Below are 21,608 nucleotides of genomic sequence, written 5' to 3'. Positions count from 1 at the left end.
ACAAAAAGCTTGGCAAGATATATTCGTTAAAGTCAATAATTTAATATTTACTGCTTTTGCGGTAAATATTAAATAAAGTAGATTTTTAAAAGAATCACTTCTATATATGAGACAAAAAAAAAATCTCCACCAGGAAGATTTTTTTATTGAAGATTTCTATTATGTTGTCTTTTTTATACAACTCAAAAATAATTTAATCATTAATCATTTTTCTCAAAGCGTTCATGTCGTTTGGTACAGTATAAATAACTATATCTTTAGAAAATGCTGACGAAAATTCACAAGCTATTGCCCCCATATAATGATCAGAAAGATTAAAATTACATACGTGCCAGTTCTTTGTATCTTCAGATAGTGCGGCATCAATAATATGCTCACCATCGGCACATGGAATATGCTTAAAGTTGTCATTAATACCTGTTCCCAACCCTTTTACAAAGGCTTCTTTTCTTGTCCAATAGCTGTAAAACAATCTTTTTTTATCCTTGGAATTATGAATTGCTGTAATTTCACGCTCTTCAAAAACTTCCGGAATCAAATTGGTGAAAGGAAGATCCTGTGCAATGTATTCAATATCAATTCCCAGATTTCTTCGGGAAATTGCAATCACTACATAATCTTCTGAATGGGAAATATTAAAATGCAACCATGGTTTTGATGCTAAGTATGGTTTTTTATATAAATGGTAATCAAACTCCATTTTTTTTGCATCTAATTTAGAATAGGCAGCAAGAATAATTTTCAATATCGACCTGTAAATAATGAATTCATGATTCATTTTCATATAAAGATTAGAAGATACAGGAAGTTCTTTTACATTCAGATATTCAGCCAGATCAGATTTTAAATCTGCAAAATCAGGTAAATAAATGGAATAGATACGAATATCATTTTCATTTAAAAAAAACTCATTATCAGGCATTAAGATACGCTTTCTTATATTGAAAAATGAAATAAGTAGTTTAGCTGTTGGCGTGTTTTTCATCTAAAATATTTTGTAGCATTCTGGCTAATACTTTATCATTTGGAGGTGCTGTGATACCCAGATGGTTACCTGTTATATTATGAATTTTAACACCGCTCAATGCAGCCTTTTTCCATCCTAAATGATTGGGATCTAATTTGTAATTTTCATCATCTTTGGCTCTAAATAATTCTACTTCAAAAGGCTGAGGAATAAGATGATACCGATTTACAATTTTATCAACCATTCTATCGGCTTCCATAAAATGCTGAAGAGCTAATCGTTCCTGTTCGCTCATATTATCTTTTAATCCAAAATATTTTTTTTGCAAATAAATCTTTTTAGTATTCACACGCAATTTTAATGAATCCCAACTGGTCAGCATTTGTTTTAAATAATCTAAACGTCTGTAAGTACGGTCATAATACCTCATCAACTTTTTTTGCGTAGCCGAAGCATAGTAATAAGAAGAATCAACATAAGTATCTAATGCAGCAATAAGACTTACGGTTTTGCCTTGTTTTTTAAGCTGACGGGCTATTTCAAAAGCCACAATACCTCCAAACGAAAATCCGGCAATGGCATAAGGTCCTTTTGGGTTTATCTTCATAATTGATTCTATATATCTGGCAGCCATATCCTCAATAGATTCAAACCAATTGTTATATCCATTATTCCCTACTCCCTGAAAACCATAAACAGGCTGATCCTCATCAAAATGGTTGATCACATGTGCAAAATTCAAAATATTAAGTCCGGATCCATGCACGATAAAAAGAGGTGTTTTGGTTCCGCCTGGTTTAAGAGGCACCAGATGATCTGATGTAATCTGACTTTCTAAATTAATTAATTTGGCAAATTTTTCAACCGTTGAATGTTGGAATAAAGCAGAAAGAGGAATGCGTATGCCAGTCTTTTTTTCTATTTCGACCATTACATTTACTGCCATAATAGAATGACCTCCCATTTCAAAGAAGTTACTAAAAATATCGATACGCTCTTTTTTTAAACTTTCCTGCCAAATTGCCGCTACTATTTCTTCTTCACTGGTACGAGGAGCTGTATAACTTTCACCACTTTCAGCATCCGATTTATAAGCCAATAACGCGGTGCGGTCTACTTTGTCATTAAGCGTTCTGGGCATTTCATCCAAAATATGAAAAACATGGGGTACCATAAAAGCCGGTAATTGTGAAGATAATTCATTTCTCCATAATCTGATTTCATCTGCTTCTTTTATAATTTTGTAATCAGCGACAATAAAAGCAACAAGAATATCAGCTTTAGCTAACACAATTGCTGATTTAATCCCTTTAACAGACATTAAAACATGTTCTATTTCGCCAATTTCAATACGATGCCCCCGTACTTTTACCTGATGATCAATACGTCCAAGACACATCACTTCATTGCTGGGCAACAATTTTCCTAAATCTCCGGAAAGGTACATGACAGCTTCTTTTTTGTCCGAAAAAACATTAGGAATATATTTTGCCGCAGTCAATTCTGGTTTTCCTAAATATCCCTTTCCTACCCCATCGCCTCCAATGGCAATTTCGCCAATAGCGTTAGGCGGTAAAAGTTTACCCTGTTCATCAACTATATAATATTGCATATTAGCTATAGGAGCACCAACAGATATTATTGTTTCTTCATTTTTTATATGCTTGCAGGATGAAAAAATAGTTACTTCTGTAGGACCATATAAAGTCCACAATTCGTCACTTCTTTTTATAAGCTCCTGAGCCAGTTTATGAGGCAAGGGTTCACCACAGCAAAATATTTTTATAGGTAATTTTTTTGTCCATCCCGCATCTAAAAGCATTTGGTAAGTAGTAGGTGTGGCAACCACCAGCGAAATTTTCTCTTTATCCAGCATTTCATGAAATAATCTGCCGTCACTGGCAGTTTCATGTTCGGGAATAACTAAAGTAGCTCCTTTAAATAAGGGGAAAAACAACTCAAAACTTGCAATATCAAAAGAAATAGTAGAAATAAAAGGAAGTCTGTCAGTTTCTTTTATACCCGGCTCTTTTTCTAAAGAAAAGAACAAGTTCACTACATTTCTATTGGATATTTTTGCTCCTTTTGGCTTCCCTGTAGATCCTGAAGTATATAGAAGATATAAAATATTTTCAGGGTCAACACTAGTTTCCAGTTTTGTTGATGGATATTGATCTAATGATTCCATAGCATCATCAATCAAAATGGTATTCGAACATTGAGGCAATGATAATGATAAAGCTTTACTGGTAAATAAAAATTTAGCTTCAGAATCTTCCATCATGTATTCCACACGTTTACTTGGATATTCGTGATCTAAGGGTAAATAGGCAGCTCCACATTGTATAATTGCTAAAATAGCATATACTAACTCAGGACTTCGCGGATAGGACACGGCTATATAATCACCAGATTGTACCCCCTGTGCCACTAAGAAATGGGCAAACTGGTTTACCTTTATATGTAAATCCTGATAGGATATTGCAGTTTTATTATATTCAATAGCTATGTTATTTGGTGTAATTGCTGCTTGTTTATTTAACAATTCAGATAATGAAACGTAAGGATAAGGTGCTTCTGTATCATTCAGGGCTTTATAATTAGCTAAATAATCTTCTTTTAAGAGATCACTTATTGGACTTTCCTGATTTGTTATTAATTTATTTAATACCTCTTCAAATGAAATCATCATTTGCGTTATTGTTTCTTCTTTAAATAAGGAAGTGTTATAAGAACATTGAAGTGCAGGTCGGTTTTTTGACATACAGGCATGTAAGTTAATTTCAAATGATGAATAACTGGCAGGGTTGATTTCAAATTCATAATTAAGACCAATAAATGAAAACTCACTTTCCATATCCCGGCTTAAATCTACTGTTAATGTAACAGGCACCATAGGAATTCTTGAAGAGTTGCGGGGAATTGCAAGTTTTTGAATCAGATGCCCAAAACTATGCTGATTGTTTATATAAGCTTTTACTATTTGCGGATATCTTTGTTTTAAATATTTTAAAAAGCTCACATTACTATCTACATTACTACGTATAGGGAGTAGATTTGCACAATCTCCTATTAAATGTTTCATGTCATATCTCCTGTTACCTGAAACGGGGAAACCAACAATCAAATCATTTTGACCAGTAAGTTTACACAAAAAAACTTCAAAAGCGATAAGAAAGGTTGTAGCCAGACTACAACCGGCACTACTCCCAAGCTGTTTGAGCGAATTGATAAGTTTTATGTCTATAAAATAATCAAAACGTTTACTGTTGTAAGTCCTTAAAGAAGGTCTGGCATAATCTATAGGTAATTCTACATTAGGAACAGAATCTTTATAGATGTTTAACCAAAAATCCTCTATTTGCTTAGAATCCTTGTTCTGTGCTAACGAATTTACTATTATGGCATACTCACTAAAGCGTTCCGGAGTGGTAAGTTTAGGAATTGTTTTTTCGATAAATGCCGAATAAAGAATACTGAGTTCTTCCAGCATAATCTTAATGCTTAAACCATCGCCAATGATATGATGATAAGTTAAAACCAGAATATTTTCAAGATCATCAATTTTAATTAATTTAGACTTGAACAGAGGTCCTTTTACAAGATCAAAAAGAGTATTAACTTCATCATAAATTATATTTTCTCTCGCTTTTTCTTTATCATTTCCATCTAAATAAGAAATATCAGCATGAGCTATGTCTATTTTTAAACTCCTGCAAATATTCATATATACTCCATCGGAGCTAAAGGTGGCTCTTAGAGATTCATGTCGCTGTACTAAAGTATCTAACGCATTTTCTAAGGCTTCTACAACCAATTTACCGTCAAATTTAATTGAAAAAGAGAGGTTGTTCGCTTTATTTGCATCATCACCTCCAATTAAGCAATCAGTCCAGATTTCCAATTGGGTGTTTGTTGTTTGTATTACGCTTTCAATTTCATGGGAAAGCAAATCGAATGCAAATGTATTCGCTTCGGATAATAGTTTTTTCATAAGCTTCAGTATTGGTTAATAATATTAGTTCATTAGTCAGACGCAATAGTTTTTAATAAATCAAACTTTGTGGAGTTTATATTTAGCTATAAACTCTTCCACTTTTTCTACCATCTTGATGCTTCCGCTGTAAAAGGCAACTCTTTGATGTAAACTTTGAGGTTCTATTTCCATTATTCTGGAATTCCCGTCAGATGCTTTCCCTCCGGCTTGTTCGGTTATAAATGCCATAGGATTGCATTCATATAAAAGTCGCAGTTTGCCGTTATTAGATTTGGTATTGGGATACAAATAAATACCGCCTTTGAGCATGTTTCTATGCATGTCTGAAACCAGACTTCCTATATATCTTGAGGCGTAAGGTCTGTCTCCTTCTTCTTGCCTGCAATACCTTATAAAGTCCTTAATTCCTTCGGGGAAATGAGTATAATTTCCGTCGTTTACAGAATATATTTTACTTTTTTCAGGGAATTTAATTTTAGGATGAGAAAGATAAAAAGTTCCAATGGCGGGATTCAGCGTAAATCCGTTAACGCCATGACCTGTTGTGTACACCAGCATTGTTGAAGTTCCGTAAATAACATATCCTGCTGCAACCTGGTTTATTCCAGGTTGTAGAAAATCTTCTAAAATTACCGGAGTTCCTACTTTAGAAATTCTTCTGTAAACAGAAAAAATGGTTCCTACAGAAACATTTACATCAATATTAGATGAGCCATCTAAAGGATCCATTAACAGGATATATTTGTTGGTGTTACTGTTGTCACTACCCTGAACGCTTATAAAACTGTCGTTTTCTTCAGAGGTAATACCGCATACAATCTGTCGGTTGATTAAGGTTTCAATAAAAATATCATTGGCATACACATCTAGTTTTTGCTGGTCTTCACCCTGAATATTTTTACCTCCTGCTCCTCCCACAATGTCTATCAGACCCGCTTTATTAACTTTATGACTAACAACTTTTGCAGCTAATTTAATGGAGTTAAAAAGTCGGGATAATTCCCCGGAAGAATATTTGAATTCCTGTTGATTTTCTATTATAAATTCACCTAATGTTTTGTTACTTTCCATATCTATTAGCTTTAAGTGTTTTAGGTGTAAAAGTTGGTTATTTTGCGTAGTCGATGCAGTACTTATGTTGTTGAGCAGCTAATCGTTTAAGTGAAACGAACTGTCTCACTGCAATAGAGTTTTAAGCGACTTTAAATTTTTTGATTTTGTCATTCAATTTTAAAATCCTGTCCAACTGTTTCTTTTGAACTGTATATTTGGTGTAGTATTTATACAATTCTTTACCAATAAAAAAGGCACTTACAGAAATTCCTGTAAGTAAACCAAGGAAAAAATAAGTAGTATTCATAATTTTAAATTTTAAGTTTAAAAGGCATTTTCATCTCCTTTTAACGTTACAATAACCGTTAAAATGCATATTTTAATATCAGTAATAATACTCCATCGCTGTACATAATCGATGTCAGTATTTACACGTCGTTTCATATCAGAGACTTTTTTAGTTTCTCCTCTAAGCCCTGTTACCTGTGCCAAACCGGTGATTCCGGGTTTAACAAAATGCCGAACCATGAAATTATTGATATGGCTGTTATAATCTGTAGTATGTTTAATCATATGAGGACGAGGTCCTACGACACTCATTTTCCCCATTAGGACATTAAAAAACTGAGGCATTTCATCTAAACTAGTTCTGCGGATAAACTTACCAATAGGAGTAATTCGGGAATCACCTCTTTTGGCCTGTTGCGCTTCATCTCCCATATCAGTGTACATACTTCTGAATTTGTAACACCAAAAAGGTTCATTCTTTTTACCTGTTCGCATTTGTTTAAACAATACTGGTCCTTTACTTTCTCTTTTTATAAGAAAAGCCAATAAAGGATACAGCCATGACAAAATGAAAATAATTACCAGCAGACTAAACACGATATCAAATACTCTTTTAGCCAGCCGGTTATAAGCATCCTGCAAGGGTTCGTAGCGGGGTTTTATAACATGGAAATTATTTAAATGGGTAGAGCTGAAATGTTTTTTTGAAATAGATGAAAAATCAGGAATGAACTTTAAACGCATGCAATGCTTGTCTCCCAATTCAAAAAAACTATTTAAATCTGAAATAAAATCAGGTTTACATACTATGTATAATTCGTTGATATTTGCTTTAGAGGCATCATCAATAGCTTCAGTAAGAGCCTCAGTAAACTCTTCTTTAGAGGAATAAGTAACTTGATTATTTTCGTTAAGTATGCCTACAAAATGAATAAAGAAAGAATTGGTTTCTAAGTAAGAAGCCAGTTGAATACTGGTAAGATTAAAACCCCAAATGGCAACTGTAAAACGTTTAAAAACCCATTCTTTAATTTTTCTGATCACCAGCGTAAATATTGTTCTGGATAATAAAAAGTAGAATAATAAAAAACTCAGCTGAATTAAATTGGCTCTGCTTTCAAAAAAATAAGAGATATCATCCTGAAAGATATAAATATAAATATGCCATAAAATTCGCTGGGTCAGAAAAGCACGCCAGCTATTACGGAAAAAATGTTCTAAACTAAAAAGAACATCAATTTTATAAAGATTAAAATAAGAGACCGAAAACAACCAGCTTAAAACCGTTATTGGAATCATTTTATTCAGAAATAAAGTATCCCAACCCAATCTTTCTTCTGTAGCAAATTTCAAAAAAATCAAAGTTGAAACTATCATTGCTGACATGTCGGCAATGGCACAGGAAATTACAAAGGTAAACTTGTGTCTATTTCGCATTTTTAAATTTTCTTACATTAAATAAACTATAGGTAAAAGCTCCTACTGAACTTCCTATAATGGCAAAATAAATATCCATCAAATCCGGATTTCTACTTTGGATTAAAAATTGCCCGCCTTCGGCAATAAAAGCTACAATTCCAGCCACACCAAGATTTTGGATAAAAATTAAATTGGTGTTTTTTTCTTTATTGTCAGAGTTCGTTATTTGAGAATAAGCCGCCAGAAAATAACCAAAAGGGATAAATGGAACTCCGGTACGGAGATTGTAATTTTTATTACTCCAGTCCAAAATCCATTTGGGTAAATAAGCTTCTGATCTCATGTTAGGATCTGGTAACCATGAATAATAAAACACTAACAGACTAACGATCAGTAGTGTAAAAAGGATTGCTTTTTTTTCCATATTAAATGTTATTAATTATTAAAAGCTATGCTTCTTTTAAACCATGGTACTTTTACCTTTTTTTCCTGATAAGTATAGCTATAGCCGTAAATACTTTTTTTATTAATTCCGTTAATGACCACACCCACATTTTTCAGTTGTCCTTTTTTTATAAAATCATTTAACTGTAAAAGCATCTCTTTGTCAGAAAAATTAGACTTAGCGACATATACCGTCACATCTGCGAGATAGCTAAAATTAAGCGTATCAGAAACAACCTGAACCGGAGCCGAATCAATAATTATAAAATCATAGAATGACTTAGCTTCCTCCAGTAAAGTTTCTAAATTAGAATTAGTCAGTAATTGAGTAGGATTAGGAGGAATCTCTCCTGAAAAAAGTACGTCAAGATTTCCTGAAAAATCAGTTTTCTTTACTAAAAAGTTTTTCCAATTCTTAGTATTATCATATAAAAAATCCGAAAGTCCCGGTATACTTTTTTGAACATTATAGTAATCATGCAACTGAGGATTTCTTAAATCGGCACCAATAAGGAGTACTTTTTTATTTAAATTACCAATTGTAACCGCATTATGAAAAGCACAAAAGGATTTTCCTTCTCCCTGAATAGATGAAGTAAACAATACTACTTTTCCTTTTTGATCCTTATCATGAGGCAGTAAATACGAAATATTAGAAAATAATGTTCGTGTTGCTTCGGCAATTAATGATCTGGAAGTGGCTGAATTGTCTAGTTTTTCATTCGAATCTATTTCAGGAATATTTCCAAGAAAAGGGATATCAGCCAGTTGTCCCGTAAGATCTTCCTGAGTATGAATTTTAGAATCCATTTTAAGTTTTACATACACAAAACCAAAAGGCAATAAAAAACTAAACAAAATTGCACCAAGCATGAAAGGCTTTGGTTTTGGAGAAATGGCAGCATAATTAGTTTGTGGAAAATCAAGAATACTTAAATTAGAATCTAAAACAGCTCCGTTTAAGATGGCTTCTTCCCGTCTTTGTAATAAAGCCGAATACGTCTCCTCTTTCAGACTCAAATCATTATTGATGTTGCCTAATTCCTTGTTTTTTGTAGGGATACTTTGTGCTTCCGAAATAGCGTTACTTTGTTCAATTCTGTTAACAATTTTAGTTTGCTTTAATTGATTTAAATAATCACCTAAGGTGTTTAAAATAGTTTGTTTTTGAACTTTTAACTGAGCCATTAAACTCACATAAGCAGGATTGTTTTTTTGTGCTCTCTGCAAAATTAATTCACTTTCTATAAGACTGGAATTGTAATTAACAAGCAGCTGATTTAATGATGGAATTTCCAGATTATAATCAGTACCTAAAGGAGTTGAATATCCTGATTTTCTAATGTCACTAATTGCAAAATTAGTCAATGAAATTTGTCTATCATTAAGTAAAGAATTAGCTGTTTTAGTGGTTTTATCATTTGTTTTAGAAACAATGTACTGATCTAAAACATAGATATTATTATTACGCAGATAACTTTCTTTAACGCTTTCAATAGAATCTTTTTCTTTTGTAAAAGCGGCTATTCTCTGGTCTAAATATTCAACTGTTTTACCCAGTTTTTTTTGTTTATTAGCAACAATATCCTCATCTAGTGATTTAATAATTCTTTTTAGAATTTTTTTAGACTGCATAGGATTAGTTCCTGTATGACTTAAACTTAAATTGGTTTTTAAATTTTCATCAGAAGCGATATTCAAGTTGAATTTTAAATTTTTTACTGCCATTTCTGTAGGTTCCAGAGTTACTACATATTCCTTATCCAGATAACTAGAAAGATTTTTTTTTGCTTTTGTAGTCAGCTCAATCGAAAAGGGAATACCTGAGATGTCATAAATGGTATTATTTCGAATTAAAGAAAGTCTATCGGTTACAGATTCATTCACAATAAATCCGTCCTCAGTAACCTTAATGTTATAAGTTACTTTTGATAGAGAATCATTTGAAATGTGTGTCTTAAATACAAACGGAATATCTGCTACGACTTTATTTGCTATCAATCCTTTTTCAAAATAATTGATATTGAGCTTTAAATCAGAAACCAGTTTCGATAAAAAATCATTAGAGGTAATAAATACTTTTTCTTTTTCTAAATCTTCTTCCTTATCGGTTTTCACCTTATCAGTACTTATTATTTCACTGTCTTTTTCATTCATTTTATCAATGTTGATCAAAGCTGTAGTTTCATAGGTAGGTGAAACTGCTCCTAAATAATAATAGGCAGCAGCTGTAAACAAGATAAAGCTTACCAAAAACCACGGCCAGTACTGCACATATTTTAAAAATTGCTTTTTTGAATTCATACTATTTAATTTATTATTTACAGTCGTTTTTATAATGTGAAATTCAATTCTACATTAAATTTTAAAGAACCTAATTATAGGTATTTATCTCAGTAATAAGTAAATTGTCAGTAAAGAAGCTGCTACGCTAAAAAGTTGTAGCGGATCTTTAATTAAACCACCGCTGTTTGCTTTAACCTTATTGGGTGTTACTACAATTACATCATTTTGTCTGATGCGGAAGTTGGGATCAGACAACCAGGAAGCACTGGTTAAGTCAATATGATAAACTATGCGTTTACCATCTAATTCTCTGATCAGTTTTACATCTTTTCTAACGGCAAAATAAGTAAGATCACCGGCTAATCCTATGGCATCCAGCAAGCTGATAGACTCCTCGCTAAAATTGATGACACCTGGTGATTTAACCTCTCCCAGGATGGTAAATTTATTATTAAGAACGCGCACCGATACGGTAGGACTCACCAGATAACCTTCGTTTACCAACCGATCTTTTATGATGTTTTCTAAGTTTGACGGTGTAACTCCTACTACTTTTATTTCGTTTAAAACAGGCATTGTAATGGTACCCTCTGGTGAAACCAGATAACCTTTAAGTTTCATCATTTCGACAGAACTGTCTGAGGTATTCGAAGAAGTTTTGTTAAAAGGTGCTGCAACCATAGGATTGACATCGCCCACATCAATTTTTAAAATATCGTTAGGCTGGATAGGAGTCATTGGATAATTTATTGCAGAATTAGAATAGGCATCTAAATCTTGTAAATACAATGTCTGTTTCCTTGTTGTACAAGACTGTACTATCAATAAAAGCAATAAAATTATTGGTAAGTGTCTTTTTTTCATGGTAATAAAAGTTTTTAGTGATTTGAGTTTAGTCTGTTGAAAAAAGAAGGTTAGTTAAAAAGAACTAGCTATTCCGCTCAGGTATTGGCGTAAAGCCATAGTCTTTTTTAGAAAAACGGTTTGAAATGCCATCAATCCATGGTATTTGTAAATTTTATAATCTTCGTATAAAACTTCAACGGCACGTTTTGCATTAGTACTCATACCTCCCATTCTCATTTTTACAATATAATTATCAACATACATCATGTTGATTTTGTATTTATACAGGTAGCGAAGTAAAAATTCAGTATCTGAGGCTATTTTAAAATCAAGATTATACAATCCATACTGATCAATTATTGATTTTTTCAAATACACCGTAGGATGCAGTGGCAACCAGCCTCTTTTTATTTTATTGAGACTAAAAATCCCTCCGATTCTGTTTCTGATTAACCGCTCTTCTGTATCATTAGATACATAAATTCCGTTACCGTAAATTCCGTCAGCAGTTTCAGAATTTTTAAATCCTGCGACTATTTTGCTGATGGCTTTGCTGTCATAGAATTCGTCGTCAGAATGCATCAGCCCAATTACCTCACCTCTTGCTAAGCTGATTCCTTTATTAATCGCATCATACATCCCTTTGTCCGGTTCCGAAATGTATTCGCTTATGCTATTTCTGTAAGATTCAATAATTTCTTTGGTTCCGTCTGTAGAATTGCCGTCGATAATAATGTATTCGATATCATGATAATCTTGTTCCAATACACTTTTGATGGCTTTTTCAATAGTAGCTTTTCTATTGTAACACACTGTTATTATGGTTATTTTCATGATTATTGCTATTTTAAATGAGAAAAATTATTTTAAATTTTGACATACAGAAAGTTGATTCCTCAATAAGAAACTGAGGAAAATAGTCGTAGCGATAAGATTTAATGAAAAAATTGTGTTTGTTGATTTAGGAATGATTACTCAAAAACAAACAGCTTGGTTAATCAGTTTTTCTGATTTTTTTTGGGTACTGCTAAATATTGGATTCTTCTGAAATAGGAAACGAAATAATTTAAATTAGAAGTAGTCTTTTGGGTATTAGTTGCTTTTTCACCTAATAAATAAAACCTTAATACCCTGCTTTTCCTCATAATAAATATGCCTGCCAACGAAAAAAGAAAGACGGAAAATGTGACCAGTAATTTCACTGTTAAATCGTAATATAAGATAATGTGGCTCTGACTAATAATAAATTCAAATAACTCCAGAAACAAAACATGACTGAGATAGATCCCAAAAGTTGCCGAAGTTAATGTCGAGGGTAAACGAAACTGATCAAATAATCCAATACACAATAATAATATTCCAAATGCCATAAAAGGAGAGATATATTCATATCCAAAAAAACTAAATGAAAAAGGAATGATATTAAAAACGGTTGTAACTACTATAATGAGTATCCCCATCCAGATATTGACAGTATTTCTTTCATTCGAATTAAAAAATGTGGCTGAAAAGGCCAGCAAAATGAACAATGGAATACCCACAAATATAAATCCCATAGAAATTGCAAAAGAATTTCCTAAAACTCCGATTGCTAAAAAAACAGCTACCGATGTCCAAATAACAATTCCCCACAGTTTGTTTTTCAAATTTCCTTTTAGCAATAAATAGATAGAAATGATGATTCCCTGCATCGAAAGTAAATTAGGAATAAAATAAAGTTGTACCGCACCATCACCATAAAACAATACTTTCCAAAAAACTACATTGGATGGTCCTCCCAAAAATTCTGCTTTAATTAAACGCAAACTAACATAAATTACAGTCCATACCAGATAAGGTATTATCAACCTGTAAAAAATTTTATTTACAATATTGTTTACCCCTTCATCCTTTCTTTTTTTCAGTCCAATAATTAAATAAAAAAGGGAAACTATATAAAAATAAGGAACTCTGAATCCTGCAAACAAACGCCCTACCATCTCAGCACTATCCGTATTGCTTTGTACATGGATGGCAATCACACCAAATATTGCAAAAACTCTAAAAGCATCTATTGTACTGTTTCTTTTAATTATTTTCTCCATCCTTTAGTTTTAGAATTGCTTCAAAAAGCAAAGTCATTAATTTTTCAGAAACTGATTCGAATAGTTTGACCAATCCCGGTGAATGGTTTTTTATTATAAATTACCATCTGTTTTTTAGAAAAACGACCGGATTTCCTTTATAAATACCATTATTTTCTAAGGTTTGAGTGATTACCGAACCAGCACAAACAATAGTATCTGAACCTATAACAACATCAGGACCTACAAAAACATTCGCTCCTACCCAGCAGCCATTTTCTAAAACAATAGGTCCGTTTCTGTAGGGCATTGAAGGTTGTTTGTAATCATGATTTCCACCACATAAAAAAGCTCTCTGGCTGATACAAACATTATTACCTATACTTAATAATTCGAAGTTTAACAGAAAAGCTTCTTCACCAATCCAAACATGATCACCCACTTCCAGTTTCCAAGGAAAATGTATATTTACACGTGGTTTAATTACCACTCCCTTCCCTATTTTTGCTCCAAAGAGTACTAAAAGTTTAGATTTAAAACCAGATGGATAAGGAACAGAACTAAGAAAAAAAAGAATCTTTACTCCATACCACAAAATTTCTTTGAATTTCCCTGCTCCGCGAATTAATCCTTTTGAAGCATCAAATTCAGCTAATCTTACTCTGCTCAACATTAGGGTTTTATTACATTATTTAAGGTTGAAACAAATATCTTGGACTGATTTCGAACATTAAATTTATCTTCAAATGTTTGTTTTGCCTGCCTGCCTGTCTGTTTCAGCTTTGCAACAGGCAAAGCTGCTATTTCCTGAAGTTGTTGTTCGATACTCGCTACGGATAATTCTTCTAAAACCCATCCGCTGTTATCTGCTTTAATTTCTCTCCAGATATTAATATTTTTAGTTATTAGTACCGGTTTTTCGCATGCCATAGCTTCTACAATCGCAATACCGAAATTCTCCTGATGACTGGGTAAAAAATAAGCCTGACAACCGTAAAAAGCGCCCCACTTAGCCTTACCAGATAACATTCCCACAAAATGAATTTTAGAATTATCCTTAGCCAGTGCAATCATTTCTTCGGCATACAATGAATTGGTTGGACCGGCAATAACTAAATCGGGAATATTTCTTGTCTTTAAACATAAATTATTATAAGCCGCAATTAAAAGGTCTATTCCTTTTTTAGGATGGATGCGGCTTAGAAAAAGCCAGTAATTATTCTGAACAGACGGGCTCAGAAGTCTGAATGCTAATCTCATTTCAGCCGTCTCTGCGGGAGGATTTGGAATTCCGATACCTACATTAATTGCTAATTTTGGGTTATATCCTCTAAAAGTAGTACGAGCCAGATTTAATTCTTCCTCGCAGGTAAAAAAAACAGCATCAGCAGCGTTAATGGCTTTTTTTTCTGTTAATCTCCACACAATTTCATTACGTAATGCTTTCCACTTTCGGTCTGCTGCTTTTTGAAAATAAGGATCCAGCATTCCGTGGGGCATAATAATTACTTTGGGAAGTTTAGATTGCGATTTTTTTACTTTTTTTATCGCTTTATAAATTCCGTAATTAGCATATTGCCAGATACCATGAACAACGACAACATCATAATATTGTAATTTTTTCAGAAACCAATCTGCCAATAAAGGACTGTATTGATAACTGGTTTTGCCTTTACCAATTTTATATACATTAAAATTATCTTTTAGTCCATAATCCTGATCTATGGCATCCAGACAAACAACATCATTCTTTACATTCAAAGACTCAAGATTAGGAATGATATTGCGAATGGCCTGGGATGTTCCTCCGGAAAGAGGACTCATCGAGCTTATTACATGAAGTAGTTGCATTCTAATTGATTTTGTGTATTATTTTGACTTTTTAGGGAAAATAATTTTGGATTATTGTTGTCCGATTAAATTTGATGAAATCAACAGGTCGCTCCTCAGGAGCTTGTTTTTGACGAATCGCTTTTTCTTACAAACAGAACGTCCCGATGAGACTAAAAACAGCTCCGTTAGGAGCGAAATGTTTGTAGAAAATTGTGTTTCTTGATAAATAGCTCCAGAGGAGCGACCTGTTCCTATGTGCCATAAATATTAAGTTCAAATTTTATTTATGTTTTTTATCGAACAACAAAGATTTTGAACACCAAAACCTGTTTTAATTCAGCAGGATTTGTTTGTAGAGCTTTTCAATAGCATTGACAAAACCCTGAGCTGAGAATTGTTTTGATCGCAAAATCGATTTTTGAACAGCCAGTGCTTTTTGCTCCGGAGTCAATTGCAGCACATGTTCTAATTGTTTTGCAGCAACAGATTTCCATTTAGCGAATTCTTCTGATTCAAAATTTTTTTTTGGAATATAAAAACCCGCATTGCCCGCTACTTCTTTCATCGGGTTTTCATCTGTGGTAATGACCAGAGTACCTGCGGCCATTGCTTCGACTATGGGCCAGCCAAAACCTTCGTATAAAGACGGAAAAAGCATGACCGATGCACCCTGATAAAAATGTTGCAACTGAAAATCATCAATATTTGATATAAAATAAATCGATTTTGAAAATTGAGATTTTTCTTTAAATGCAATCAACTCTTCAGAAGGTACTTCGCCTACTAAAATCAGAGGTACTTTTGACGTATAATCAGTAGCCCATTGATCATAAATTTCGAGTACTCCTAATTTATTTTTATAAAAAGCATTCCCTCCCACATGAAGAATGTAGCCTTTAGATAAATCAATCCCAAAATTATTTGTCAGTAATTCACGTATTACTGCCTTATTTTTTGCAGGTTCAAAATTTTGATTCAAACCATTGTAAACCACCTTTGAAAATTTAGGAGGCTGTGTTAAAAAAGAGTGTAAATCAGTTTGGGTTTTATTTGAAATACTAATAAAATTTTCTGCCTTATTATATCCCCAATGAATAAATTTTTGATAATACCTGCCCGTGAAACCAATCTTATTTTCTGCCAATGAACCATAAGCCGATTGCTGTGCCAAGAAATCATGACAATGTACCACATGCTTTCTTTTATTCACCAATGGTATCCAGGGACCTAAAGCATTATCAGCAAAAACAAATAAGGTATCTCTGGAACAACCGAGTACTTTCATTTTAGTAAGCATTGGAAACACAAGATATTGATCCAGATACCCGAACCACTTTTGCAGCAATGGTTTTCTTAAAGCCAGTTTGAAAAAAAATGCTTTAGGAAACCATATTCTCACTTCATGTCCTTTTTGAATCATGCCCTCGCTTATCATCCGGGCAAATCGGGGCATACTCTGATGAGCTAAAAACTGCGGGTGAGTAAAAAGTATAATTTTCATCTAATTTATTTCTTTATCCGTGTTTATAGTCGCTAATAAAAGGCCGGAAACAATTATCGCAGAACCCAGAATACTAGGTTGTGCCCATTGACCCTGAGTGATGGACAATACAACGGTTCCACAAAAAATTATCGGAAGAATATCATTATTTTCTTTTAAAACTTTAACAGAAGCTACAAACAAATCAATGGATAAAAATAACCGTAAACCTATAAGTAAGCCGCCAAAAATCAAGCCCTGCTCACCGGCGAGTCTGCCTATTTCTCCTTCAGAAATTATAAAATGACGGTTTCCATTGAGCATTTGAGCACCTGCATTTGTCCCCATTCCCAGATTTCCTAAAAACAAAGGTTTATCAAACAAATCGACAATAGGATCTTTAAAACTATCATACATTCTTAAAAAAATAGATTCTTTAATTGTTCCTCCCTGATTCGCATTGTCAACACGGGTTAAAAAAACTTCAGTTCCTAAACTAAAAATAGATGTGGTACTATTTAAAATAATCACTATTCCTGCAAAAACACCAATAATGGAAAGAACTTTTACTACTTTGGTTATGCTGGTACTGGAGCCCATTATCGCAAAAAATCCTACTACCAGAACCCCCATAACAGCACCGCGACTGATAGTAAGCGGCATGACAAAAATTAATGCCAGTGTACTCGTAATTAATAATAACTTAGAGCATTTTTCTTTGGATAACCAAAAATAAAAGATGTAAACCGCTGTTGAAATATAAAAACAAGCCAGACCGGTAATGAAAGAAAAAGTTCCTGAAGGACGACTATAACCTAAGGCTCCTGAAAAACCGGAACTTCCCTCTCCACCAAGACCTACATTAATATAGGCTGTTTGCGGACTGATGAACTGAAAATAAACAACTACAGCCATCAATATGTTTACTCCTAAAAAAAAGTAACCTGTTTTTAAAACATCTTCTTTACTGAAAACGGAACCAATTATAAAAATTAATGGAAAATGAAGCAACATAATTCTGGCTCCATATAAACTGACAAACAGATTAGCATGCCCAAAAGTTAATGTAATTGCTAAACCTAACAGGGTAAAAACAGTACTTAAAACTACATACGGATTGAGAAATTTTACATTTGAATAAAAAGCCTGTATGATAATATAGATCGCAATGGGATCACGCACTACCAGTAAGGGCGTTGCTAATCCTGGTAAAATCCATTTGCGTAAAGCACCTTCAAATATCCAAAGTATAAAATAAAGCCAAATGGCTGATTTCAGATATTTATAAGATGGGGTAACAGCTTCTTTTGTGATATCCATTTATTCTAATTTTTATAATCTATAATGAAGAAAGCGAATCAGCCATTTCCTGACCATAAACGGACCATGGTCTGGTTTTGGATTTCTGCTGGGCTGCGAGTCCAAATTGTTCCAATATTTCTGGTGTTTCCAGTATTTGAAGAAAAACTTCTTTGATAGCAACTGATGAAGCCGCCGGAACAATCCATCCATCAGCACCATTACTGATTAAATCAGGTCCGGCGGTGCGATCTGTTGTAATGACCGGAACTCCCTGAGACATTGCCTCTGTAATCACCAGACCAAAACCCTCAAAAAGCGACGGAAAAACAAAAATATCATGCTCCCGCATACAATCTAATACCTGATTATGGGATAAGGAAGGAATCCAGTTGTGGTACTCTAAAGCTACATTTAAAGCCACACAATCAGGAATTGCTTTGTGACCCACAACCGTCAACTCGACTTGATCTTCTAATCCGTTTACAGCATCAAATAAATATGAAATCCCTTTTCGCTGGGACAAACCACCTACAAATAAAATTTTAAGTTTGCGTCCTTGCAGTGATTTGTACTCTTTTTTAGTATTAACCTCCGGAAAACCGTATGGAATTACTTTTATTTCTGCTAAACTACCCGAATAATCTTCTAATGTTTTTTTAGTAAAACTGCTGGCTACATAAATCACATCTGCCAGAGCCAGTTCCTGATCTTTTTGATCCAGCTTTCCCTGTGAATCATTAAAACCCGTAAGTGTGTCCGACCAGTCGGGGTTGATTTCAAATTCTTTTTCCATCAATAAACGGGCACTTTTCCAATAGCCGATAGGCAAATCATAAATGCATGTAATCCCTAATTGTTTTGCTCTTATAAAAGTTTTCAACGCTCCATCCTCATAAGCATATACCGCTTTCAAGCCTTCTTTTTTTGATTTAGCTAAACTGTCTGCTACCCATTTATCCTGTTTTTGATATACCTTATCTATGCAGAACAAACCTTTTTCATGTTTTATCAAAGCGTTTAATTTGGATTTGGATGCCAATAAACGTCCGAATTCAAAAAAGGATTTTGATACCGTAAAAGGTTTCCAGGAAGTATCTAAACTTCTTCTTTTTAAGTCGTTTAATTTGGGATTCTCCCCTAATTTAAATAAGAACTGTCCCTCAAAAATGGCAATGCAAGTGAATAATTTATATAAAATTTTGTTTTTAAGTAAACCATTAATCAATGCTTTTGCATTTGCATTTAATGTGGGGTGTGAAAATAATATCATTTTAACCAGGCGTTATTTGCTGCAAGAAAATCACAAGGATTATATTCCAGCACATTAGTTCTCTTTTTTTCAATTTCTTTAGCAGGATTGCCTGTTACTATCGCATAATCACTGACATTTTTACTAACAACAGCTCCGGCACCTACCACTGCCCCTTTACCAATAGTTACTCCGGGTAAAATAATGGCATTGGTTGCTATCCATGCATAATCGTTAATGACAATAGCTGCTTTTTTATGACTCCACAAAGGATCTGAAATATCATGGGAGCCACTCAAAATAACCGTTCCGTCGTTGATACAAACATATTTACCTATGGTTACTTTATCATGCAGTGCAATTTCTACTCTGCCTAATGTTGTGAACGCGTCAATTGATAAAAGTTCTTTTTTTCCTTCAATTTTAGCAATTCCTATTTCGGAAGTTTCAGCGATTCTGGCTCCTTTGTTAATTAATTTTTTTCTTCTTCTGTTACTTTTAACTAATTCGGGAAAAGTGAGTATTCGCTTAGCCCAGGAAATAAAAAAGGCTTTACTAAACAAGCTAAACTGCACTCTGTTATTCCATAAATATTTTAAACCAGCCATAAATAATACCTTATTTTCTTAATCCTTTTAAAAATTGTAATACAACCGACTCCAGATTATTCTCGGTAGAGGGTATAAACTTTTTATCGAGAAATTTTTTTACCGATTCTTGGTTTTGATATTGAGTTAAGTTCAAAAATTTTTGCTGATTAAAGCCCTTCACTTCCCAGTTTCTGGCCACGAATATAACCGGTATTTGATGATCAAACATAGCTGTCAGGCTGCCGCTTTTCTGATTTAAAATATAAGGCGTAGTAGAGATACCATAATGAGAATGCGATAAAAAATAGCTTATTTCCTGATCAGTAACAAATCCTGTAATTTCGAAATTGATAGAATGCTTTTGCAGCACCCTTTTCCATTCTTCAATAGCATTGCCACAATGACCTATAAATAAAAAATTTAGTGATTTTTTATTCTTTGATGCCAATAAAACCCGCTTTAAATCATCAATAAATTTTTCTGCCGGTGCACCGTAATGAATAGTCCCAAAAATGCAAAATCGCAACTCCTCTGCTTCTTCAACAGATTCTTTAGCTGGGGCAGACTTTTTAATTATATTGCTAAACAGTGGCAGTATCTCTGCATTATACCCCAAAGAAGCCAGTTTGGATTGGTATAAGTTAGTTTGCGTATTAACGATTATCTTCGGTTTTGTTTTTAACATTTCTACAATTAAAAACTTTTGTAAAAAACCAATAAAACTGTTTTTAAACGTGGCATTTACATCCATACCTATCCATAATTCATGGAACATAATATGCCATTGGTAATTTCCTTTTACTTTTTTTAAAAAAGAAGGAATCCAGAAAGGCAGTCCTTTTGAATTAAAACTATAGGGTACGTATTGTAAAGAAATATAATCAGGCTGGAAGTCATTTATAATATGCTGCAATGCTGACAATCGTTGGTTATTTTCTGTAGCTCTAGGAATTCTGTGTACCAGTACAGCAGTGTTTTCAACCATTTGATTCTCACTGATAAAGGATTCTGCCTGCTGATCGCACAAAGACAAAAGCTGAGCTTCATGTCCCAATTTTATCAATTTTCCACAAAAACGACGCGTATAATCACCCACTCCATCTTTGCCCGGTGCCGCAGAACCACATAAAAAAAGCACTTTTATCATTCTTGTACAAGGTATTATATACTCGTTTGTCTTTTTCAATTTTGCAAAAAACTATTTCCTGTAACCTATTTTTTTTGCGGGAACTCCAGCCCAAATTTCATAAGAAGGCACTGATTTTGTAACAACTGATCCGGCAGCAACCACCGCACCTTTCCCTACAAAAACCCCTTTAAGAACAACAACATTACAGCCAATCCAGACATCTTCTTCTATTTCTATTTCTCCGGATGTAGAGGGCTGATTTCGCATTATATTTTCAACAGAAGTACCGTGGTTGTGATCGATAAATCTGGAACCTGACGCAATCAAAGTATATTTGCCAATCATAATTTTGCCTGAGCAGTTAAACTCGCAACCCGAACCTATAAAAACATCATCAGCAATTTCAATTGAAAAACCTTCTTTCCAGATACCATCATATTTAAAATAGATATTTTGTTCCAGTATACAATTATTCCCGATAGCAACCTGATGAGGCCAGGTAGTGTAAAGTTTAGGGATTACTGTTCCTTTCCCAATTTTCATTCCCTGTAAGCGATAGTATCCTTTTCTAAAAAAACTATTCACTTTCATCAAATACCGATATCTGATTACAAAAAGAGATTGCTGGAAAAAGTAGCTTTTTTTCATTTAAATAAAATTAC

18 protein-coding genes are annotated in these 21,608 nt (G+C 33.5%); all 18 read right to left on the bottom strand.

Annotated features, from left to right (window positions below):
- Positions 1 to 193 precede the first annotated feature (193 nt).
- Positions 194 to 985, bottom strand: coding sequence for a 4'-phosphopantetheinyl transferase family protein (locus AAGV33_RS12935; RefSeq protein ID WP_373392456.1), 792 nt, complete (start codon positions 983 to 985; stop codon positions 194 to 196).
- A complete protein-coding gene (locus AAGV33_RS12930; protein WP_373392455.1) occupies positions 963 to 4,961 on the bottom strand; it encodes a non-ribosomal peptide synthetase in 3,999 nt (1,332 codons plus the stop codon). The genes AAGV33_RS12935 and AAGV33_RS12930 overlap by 23 nt, the downstream gene beginning before the upstream one ends.
- Before the next feature lie 60 nt (positions 4,962 to 5,021).
- The gene (gene fbp, locus AAGV33_RS12925) at positions 5,022 to 6,035 is read right to left on the bottom strand and encodes a class 1 fructose-bisphosphatase (RefSeq protein WP_373392454.1); all 1,014 of its coding nucleotides are present in this window, start codon (positions 6,033 to 6,035) and stop codon (positions 5,022 to 5,024) included.
- Between the two features lie 121 nt (positions 6,036 to 6,156).
- Positions 6,157 to 6,324 (bottom strand): hypothetical protein, encoded by a 168-nt coding sequence (locus AAGV33_RS12920; protein WP_373392453.1) that lies wholly within the window; start codon positions 6,322 to 6,324, stop codon positions 6,157 to 6,159.
- Between the two features lie 17 nt (positions 6,325 to 6,341).
- Entirely contained in the window at positions 6,342 to 7,742 is a 1,401-nt protein-coding gene (locus AAGV33_RS12915) for an exopolysaccharide biosynthesis polyprenyl glycosylphosphotransferase (protein WP_373392451.1), read from the bottom strand.
- Complete coding sequence (locus tag AAGV33_RS12910; protein ID WP_373392450.1) at positions 7,732 to 8,148, bottom strand: hypothetical protein; 417 nt, start codon at positions 8,146 to 8,148, stop codon at positions 7,732 to 7,734. The genes AAGV33_RS12915 and AAGV33_RS12910 overlap by 11 nt, the downstream gene beginning before the upstream one ends.
- An 11-nt stretch (positions 8,149 to 8,159) precedes the next feature.
- Entirely contained in the window at positions 8,160 to 10,472 is a 2,313-nt protein-coding gene (locus AAGV33_RS12905; RefSeq protein WP_373392449.1) for an exopolysaccharide transport family protein, read from the bottom strand.
- Positions 10,473 to 10,556: 84 nt separating this feature from the next.
- Positions 10,557 to 11,318 carry a polysaccharide biosynthesis/export family protein gene (locus tag AAGV33_RS12900; RefSeq protein ID WP_373392448.1) on the bottom strand — a complete coding sequence of 254 codons (762 nt, stop codon included), beginning with the start codon at positions 11,316 to 11,318 and terminating at the stop codon, positions 10,557 to 10,559.
- 54 nt (positions 11,319 to 11,372) lie between these two features.
- Positions 11,373 to 12,134 (bottom strand): glycosyltransferase family 2 protein, encoded by a 762-nt coding sequence (locus AAGV33_RS12895; protein ID WP_373392447.1) that lies wholly within the window; start codon positions 12,132 to 12,134, stop codon positions 11,373 to 11,375.
- Positions 12,135 to 12,298: 164 nt separating this feature from the next.
- The gene (locus tag AAGV33_RS12890; RefSeq protein WP_373392446.1) at positions 12,299 to 13,384 is read right to left on the bottom strand and encodes an acyltransferase family protein; all 1,086 of its coding nucleotides are present in this window, start codon (positions 13,382 to 13,384) and stop codon (positions 12,299 to 12,301) included.
- 100 nt (positions 13,385 to 13,484) lie between these two features.
- Positions 13,485 to 14,036, bottom strand: coding sequence for a WcaF family extracellular polysaccharide biosynthesis acetyltransferase (locus AAGV33_RS12885; RefSeq protein ID WP_373392445.1), 552 nt, complete (start codon positions 14,034 to 14,036; stop codon positions 13,485 to 13,487).
- Entirely contained in the window at positions 14,036 to 15,214 is a 1,179-nt protein-coding gene (locus tag AAGV33_RS12880) for a glycosyltransferase (protein ID WP_373392444.1), read from the bottom strand. Before AAGV33_RS12880 ends, AAGV33_RS12885 begins: the two co-directional genes overlap by 1 nt.
- A gap of 313 nt (positions 15,215 to 15,527) precedes the next feature.
- Positions 15,528 to 16,697: a glycosyltransferase gene (locus AAGV33_RS12875; RefSeq protein ID WP_373392442.1), complete on the bottom strand. Its 1,170-nt coding sequence runs from the start codon at positions 16,695 to 16,697 to the stop codon at positions 15,528 to 15,530.
- On the bottom strand, positions 16,698 to 17,996 hold the full coding sequence (locus AAGV33_RS12870; RefSeq protein ID WP_373392441.1) for a hypothetical protein: 1,299 nt from the start codon (positions 17,994 to 17,996) through the stop codon (positions 16,698 to 16,700).
- A 19-nt stretch (positions 17,997 to 18,015) separates the two neighbouring features.
- Positions 18,016 to 19,248, bottom strand: a complete 1,233-nt coding sequence (locus AAGV33_RS12865; protein WP_373392440.1) for a glycosyltransferase family 4 protein — start codon at positions 19,246 to 19,248, stop codon at positions 18,016 to 18,018.
- A complete protein-coding gene (locus AAGV33_RS12860; RefSeq protein ID WP_373392438.1) occupies positions 19,245 to 19,835 on the bottom strand; it encodes an acyltransferase in 591 nt (196 codons plus the stop codon). The genes AAGV33_RS12865 and AAGV33_RS12860 overlap by 4 nt, the downstream gene beginning before the upstream one ends.
- 10 nt (positions 19,836 to 19,845) lie before the next feature.
- Positions 19,846 to 21,003: a glycosyltransferase family protein gene (locus AAGV33_RS12855; protein ID WP_373392437.1), complete on the bottom strand. Its 1,158-nt coding sequence runs from the start codon at positions 21,001 to 21,003 to the stop codon at positions 19,846 to 19,848.
- Between the two features lie 12 nt (positions 21,004 to 21,015).
- A complete protein-coding gene (locus tag AAGV33_RS12850) occupies positions 21,016 to 21,594 on the bottom strand; it encodes an acyltransferase (protein WP_373392436.1) in 579 nt (192 codons plus the stop codon).
- Between the last annotated feature and the right edge of the window lie 14 nt (positions 21,595 to 21,608).

It is taken from the genome of Flavobacterium magnesitis (assembly GCF_041729735.1).
Lineage (GTDB): Bacteria > Bacteroidota > Bacteroidia > Flavobacteriales > Flavobacteriaceae > Flavobacterium > Flavobacterium magnesitis.
Note: the sequence above shows the minus strand (reverse complement) of the source record. Positions and strands in the feature narration are given on the sequence as shown.

Excerpts from the sequence above, each read along its gene's own strand:
- AAGV33_RS12895 (WP_373392447.1), bottom strand. The coding sequence starts at position 12,134 with ATGAAAATAACCATAATAACAGTGTGTTACAATAGAAAAGCTACTATT.
- fbp (WP_373392454.1), bottom strand. The coding sequence starts at position 6,035 with ATGGAAAGTAACAAAACATTAGGTGAATTTATAATAGAAAATCAACAG.
- AAGV33_RS12910 (WP_373392450.1), bottom strand. The coding sequence starts at position 8,148 with ATGGAAAAAAAAGCAATCCTTTTTACACTACTGATCGTTAGTCTGTTA.
- AAGV33_RS12930 (WP_373392455.1), bottom strand. The coding sequence starts at position 4,961 with ATGAAAAAACTATTATCCGAAGCGAATACATTTGCATTCGATTTGCTT.
- AAGV33_RS12905 (WP_373392449.1), bottom strand. The coding sequence starts at position 10,472 with ATGAATTCAAAAAAGCAATTTTTAAAATATGTGCAGTACTGGCCGTGG.
- AAGV33_RS12935 (WP_373392456.1), bottom strand. The coding sequence starts at position 985 with ATGAAAAACACGCCAACAGCTAAACTACTTATTTCATTTTTCAATATA.
- AAGV33_RS12850 (WP_373392436.1), bottom strand. The coding sequence starts at position 21,594 with ATGAAAAAAAGCTACTTTTTCCAGCAATCTCTTTTTGTAATCAGATAT.
- AAGV33_RS12880 (WP_373392444.1), bottom strand. The coding sequence starts at position 15,214 with ATGCAACTACTTCATGTAATAAGCTCGATGAGTCCTCTTTCCGGAGGA.
- AAGV33_RS12915 (WP_373392451.1), bottom strand. The coding sequence starts at position 7,742 with ATGCGAAATAGACACAAGTTTACCTTTGTAATTTCCTGTGCCATTGCC.
- AAGV33_RS12900 (WP_373392448.1), bottom strand. The coding sequence starts at position 11,318 with ATGAAAAAAAGACACTTACCAATAATTTTATTGCTTTTATTGATAGTA.
- AAGV33_RS12875 (WP_373392442.1), bottom strand. The coding sequence starts at position 16,697 with ATGAAAATTATACTTTTTACTCACCCGCAGTTTTTAGCTCATCAGAGT.
- AAGV33_RS12870 (WP_373392441.1), bottom strand. The coding sequence starts at position 17,996 with ATGGATATCACAAAAGAAGCTGTTACCCCATCTTATAAATATCTGAAA.
- AAGV33_RS12890 (WP_373392446.1), bottom strand. The coding sequence starts at position 13,384 with ATGGAGAAAATAATTAAAAGAAACAGTACAATAGATGCTTTTAGAGTT.
- AAGV33_RS12860 (WP_373392438.1), bottom strand. The coding sequence starts at position 19,835 with ATGGCTGGTTTAAAATATTTATGGAATAACAGAGTGCAGTTTAGCTTG.
- AAGV33_RS12885 (WP_373392445.1), bottom strand. The coding sequence starts at position 14,036 with ATGTTGAGCAGAGTAAGATTAGCTGAATTTGATGCTTCAAAAGGATTA.
- AAGV33_RS12920 (WP_373392453.1), bottom strand. The coding sequence starts at position 6,324 with ATGAATACTACTTATTTTTTCCTTGGTTTACTTACAGGAATTTCTGTA.
- AAGV33_RS12865 (WP_373392440.1), bottom strand. The coding sequence starts at position 19,248 with ATGATATTATTTTCACACCCCACATTAAATGCAAATGCAAAAGCATTG.